The sequence below is a fragment of the Sphingomonas sp. genome (genome assembly GCF_019242355.1).
Lineage (GTDB): Bacteria > Pseudomonadota > Alphaproteobacteria > Sphingomonadales > Sphingomonadaceae > Sphingomicrobium.
The window spans coordinates 1-4,453 of sequence record NZ_JAFAVR010000245.1 but is presented as its reverse complement, the minus strand read 5'-3'; the positions used below and the strand labels follow the sequence as shown (position 1 = coordinate 4,453).

At 66.9% G+C, this 4,453-nt stretch carries 5 protein-coding genes; all 5 read left to right on the top strand.

Features of this window, described 5'->3' with window-relative positions; all coding sequences use genetic code 11:
- Positions 1–829, top strand: an 829-nt coding sequence (locus JOZ79_RS11770) for an ATP-binding cassette domain-containing protein (protein WP_294074348.1), incomplete at its 5' end; no start/stop codon positions are given.
- Positions 826–2,016 (top strand): ABC transporter permease, encoded by a 1,191-nt coding sequence (locus JOZ79_RS11765; protein WP_294074346.1) that lies wholly within the window; start codon positions 826–828, stop codon positions 2,014–2,016. The genes JOZ79_RS11770 and JOZ79_RS11765, both read left to right, overlap by 4 nt.
- Positions 2,017–2,056: 40 nt before the next feature.
- Complete coding sequence (locus JOZ79_RS11760; RefSeq protein WP_294074344.1) at positions 2,057–3,064, top strand: ATP-binding protein; 1,008 nt, start codon at positions 2,057–2,059, stop codon at positions 3,062–3,064.
- 56 nt (positions 3,065–3,120) lie between these two features.
- Positions 3,121–3,813: a phosphate regulon transcriptional regulator PhoB gene (gene phoB / locus JOZ79_RS11755; RefSeq protein ID WP_294074350.1), complete on the top strand. Its 693-nt coding sequence runs from the start codon at positions 3,121–3,123 to the stop codon at positions 3,811–3,813.
- A 126-nt stretch (positions 3,814–3,939) separates the two neighbouring features.
- The coding region (locus tag JOZ79_RS11750) for a DUF47 family protein (RefSeq protein ID WP_294074342.1) at positions 3,940–4,453 on the top strand (514 nt) is incomplete at its 3' end.

The following is a 4,453-nucleotide window of genomic DNA, read 5'->3' as shown; positions in this document are numbered from 1 at the left end:
CCTGCTTGGCCCCAATGGCGCGGGCAAGACGACGACCTTGCGGATGCTGCTTGGCATCATCGACCCGTCGAGCGGGCGACGCACGCTGCTTGGGCATGACCGGCCGATCGATGCCGCACCCGAGGTGGGCTACCTGCCCGAGGAGCGCGGACTGTACCCGGCGATGCACGCGCGGGATGCGATTGCCTTCATGGGCGCGCTGCGCGGCGTCCCGCTGCGCGACGGACGAGCGAGGGCTGATGCGCTGCTGGCTGAACATGGACTCGGGGAGTGGGCGAAGAAGCCGATCCGCAACCTCTCGAAAGGCATGGCGCAGACCGTGCAGCTGCTCGGAAGCATCGTTCACCGGCCGCGACTGATCGTTCTCGACGAACCGTTCTCCGGCCTCGATGCCATTAACCAGGGCAAGCTCGAGGCGTTGATCCGCAAACAGGCGGCGAGCGGAGTGACGATCATCTTTTCAACCCACGTGATCGCCCATGCCGAGCGCTTGTGCGAGCGCGTGGCGATCATCGCCAAGGGCAAGGTGGTTTTCGACGACAGCGTCGCCGCGGCCCGCGCGCAGTTGCGGCCAATCGTCAGGCTGAGGACTCGGGAAGCGGACGGTCCGTGGCGCAGCGTCTTCCCGGCAGGCGCCCGGCGCGAAAGCGGCGAGTGGGTATTCGAGCTTCCGCAGAGCGGGCCCGAGCCGTTCCTCAAGGCCCTGATCGACGGGGGCGCCGGAATCGAAACCCTGGCAATCGAACGGCCGGGCCTCCACGACGCCTTCGTCGCGATCGCGGGCGGTGATGCGGCGGCGGCGATGGGCCATGCGGAGTCGGGGGCATGACGCGGATGTTGCGCGGCGCATATGTCATCGCACGGCGCGACTTTGGCGCAACGGTGCTGTCGAAGGCCTTCCTCCTTTTCCTGATCGGGCCGCTGTTCCCGGTGCTGTTCGGCGGCGTGTTCGGAAGCATCGGCGCTCATGTCGCCGCCGAGAGCGAGAAGCCGGTCGTCGCTGTGGTCTCGTCGGAGCCCGATTTCGCCGCGCTCACTGCGGCACGCGCTCAGCTGGTCGGAGCGATCGACGATGACGACCTGGTGCATCTCGCCCACTATGCGCCCGAGCGCGATGTCGCTGCCCAGGCCAAGAGGCTGCTGGCGACGCGAATCCCGCCGATCCGCTCGGTGCTGACCGGCGGCCTTGCCGCGCCGCACCTGACCGGACCGGAGGGCAATTCAGAGGCTGTCGCCCAGCTTCGAGTGATCATCGGCAATGCCCGGTCGGCCGGTCCGCCGGCGGCGCTCGGCATTACCGAGACGCAGACGTCCTCCGGATCGCTCGTCAAGGACCGCGCGATCACGGCTCAGATCGGTCAGATGGTGCTGTTCGTCCTGTCGATGCTCCTGTGCGGCATGCTGCTCTCGCAGCTGATCGAAGAGAAATCGAACAAGATCATCGAGATCGTCGCCGCGGCCGTGCCGATCGATTCCCTGTTCGTCGGCAAGCTGTTCGCGATGCTTGCCGCGAGCATCGTCGGGATCATCGTCTGGACGAGTTGCGGCGCGGCGGCGATCGCGCTTCTGAAGACCGGCGGCTTGTCGACCCTTCCGACGCCGGCGGTCGGATGGCCGATGTTCCTGCTGTTCGTCATCGTCTATTTCGCGATGAACTATCTGCTGCTCGGCGCGGCTTTCCTGACCATCGGAGCCCAGGCGTCGACCGTCCGCGAAGTGCAGACCATGTCGATGCCCGTCACCTTCTCGCAAGTGGTCATTTTCGGCTTTGCCGCAACCGCGGTTGGAGCACCCGATTCGGCGAAGGGTATCTTCGCCGCAGTCTTCCCCCTGTCCTCGCCGATGGTGATGCTTGCGCGCGCTGCCCAGGAACCGGAATTGTGGCCGCACCTGCTCGCGCTCTGCTGGCAGGCGATTTGGGTCGCGGTGATCCTCCGCATCGGATCCCACCTGTTCCGCAAGACCGTCCTGAAATCGGGACCGCGAACGAAGGGATGGCGTTTCCGCCGAACCTAGGGCGCTGGCCGGAATCGCGGGCATCCTGTATCCGGCGGGCATGGCAACCATTACCGACACTTCGCCACTCATCGAAGGCCTGTCCGAGGCGGCCCTGATCGCGGCGCGCGGGCGGGTCGTCGCGGCCAACGCGGCCGCTCGCGAATTGCTGGGAACGTCGATCGAGGGCGCGCAGGTCGAGCGCGTCATCTCGCACCCGGCCGCGCTCGAGGCGATCGAGCGGCCGACCAGCGCCGCGGACGGAGTGGAACTGACAGGCCTCGGCGATTCGCGTCGGCACTGGCTGATGCGCGTCTCACCGGTGGGCGACGGGACGGCGCTCATCCGGTTCGTCGATCGCAGCGAGGCGCGCGCCGCCGAGCAGATGCGCGTCGATTTCGTCGCCAACGCGAGCCATGAGCTGAGGACCCCGCTGGCGACCCTGATCGGCTATACCGAGACGCTGCGCGAGCAGGCGGACGAGATCGACCCGGCGACCCGAGAGCGCTTCCTTGCTGTCGTCCATGACGAGGCGCGACGAATGCAGCGCGTGGTCGAGGACCTGATTTCCCTGTCGCGGATCGAGGCAGAGAAATTCTCGGCGCCGACCGATGCCATCGCTCTCGAGCCGCTGATCGACCATGCGCTCGCAAGCGCGCGCCGAATGGCGGAGGAGCGTCGTTCGACCCTGGAGCGGCGGGTAGCGCCGGTCCTGCCCAGGATCGCCGCCGACGGCAGCCAGATTCTCCAGGTTCTCGACAACCTCATCACCAACGCCCTGCGCTACGGAGAGCCGGGAACCCCGGTGACGATCAGCGCCGATGCCGACGGGCCCATGGTCCGGCTGACCGTCGCGGACCAGGGTGAGGGCATCTCCCGCGAGCACCTTCCGCGAGTCACCGAGCGCTTCTATCGCGTCGACACCAGCCGGAGCCGGGCGCTGGGCGGCACGGGGCTCGGGCTGTCGATCGTCAAGCATATCGTCGAGCGGCACCGCGGCCGGCTGATGATCGACAGCGAACCCGGCAAGGGGACGCGGGTCAGCATCCTGCTTCCGGTCGCGGCATGATCCAGGGCTTGCATCAAACTGTCATAATCGCGGGATAGAGGCTGATCGCGATGGCGATGGAAAAGCCGAGATTGCTGCTGGTCGAGGACGACCGGGCGCTTGCCGACCTCCTGATCTGGCACTTCGACCGCGAAGGTTATGACGTTGCGCGCACCGCGGACGGCGAGGAAGCGCTGCTCCTCGCCGAAGAGCGGGTGCCCGACCTCGTCATCCTCGATTGGATGATAGAGGGCGTGTCGGGCATCGAGGTGTGCCGGCGGCTGCGGCGCAAGGGATCGACGGCCGCTGTGCCGATCATCATGCTGACCGCGCGCGGCGAAGAGGCGGATCGGATCCGCGGCCTCGATACCGGCGCCGACGATTATGTGACCAAGCCCTTCAGCCCGCGCGAGCTGATGGCGCGAGTCGGCGCGGTGCTTCGCCGGATCCGCCCCGCGATCGCCGGCGAGAAGCTGGTCTATGGCGATATCGAGCTCGACTCGACCGCCCATCGCGTCCGCCGGGCCGGAAAGAACGTGCAGCTCGGGCCGACCGAATACCGGCTGCTTCACCATCTGATGGAGAATCCGGGCCGGGTCTTCTCGCGCGACCGGCTGCTCGACGCCGTCTGGGGCCACGACCCGGAGATCGACGCCCGGACCGTCGATGTTCACGTGCGGCGCCTGCGCAAGGCGCTCAACGGGTCCGACCTGCCGGACGTGATCCGCACGGTGCGCTCGGCCGGCTACTCGCTCGACGCGGAGACCTGAGGCCCAAAACGGGTCAACCGTTGTCACAAAACTGCAACCCTACTGTCCCACAGAGTCGCGCGGCCCGCATTTGCCGCTATAGGGCGCGGCGAGACGAGCCACGTCCGGGCAATCAGGGGACTTCAAGTGTTCGGTTGGTTTCAGCGCCTTTTGCCGCAGAAGGGCGACTTCTTCGGGATGTTCGAAGCCCATGCCGCGACCTTGGTCGCAGCCGCGAACGCAATGGGCAGGCTGGTCGACAGGGGCGTCGTGGAGAACGGCACGATCGACAGGGAGCCGATCGCCGAGATCAACAGCCGCGAGCATGAGGCGGACGAGATCATCCGCAGGGTGCTGACCAGCGTCCGGCGGACCTTCCTGACCCCATTCGACCGCGGCGCGATCACCTCGCTGATCGGCGCGATGGACGATTCGATCGACGAGATTCAGGACACTGCGCGGGCAATCAGCCTTTATGAGATCAAGTCCTTCGAGCCAGAGATGCGGCAGATGGTCGGGATCATCATCGACGCCGCGGCAAGCACGGCCGAGGCGATCCCGATGCTGCGGGACATCGGCCGCAACGGCGCCCGGCTGCACGAGCTTACCGAGAAGATCGTCCAGCTGGAAAGCCAGGCCGACGTCGTCCATGCGAGATCGG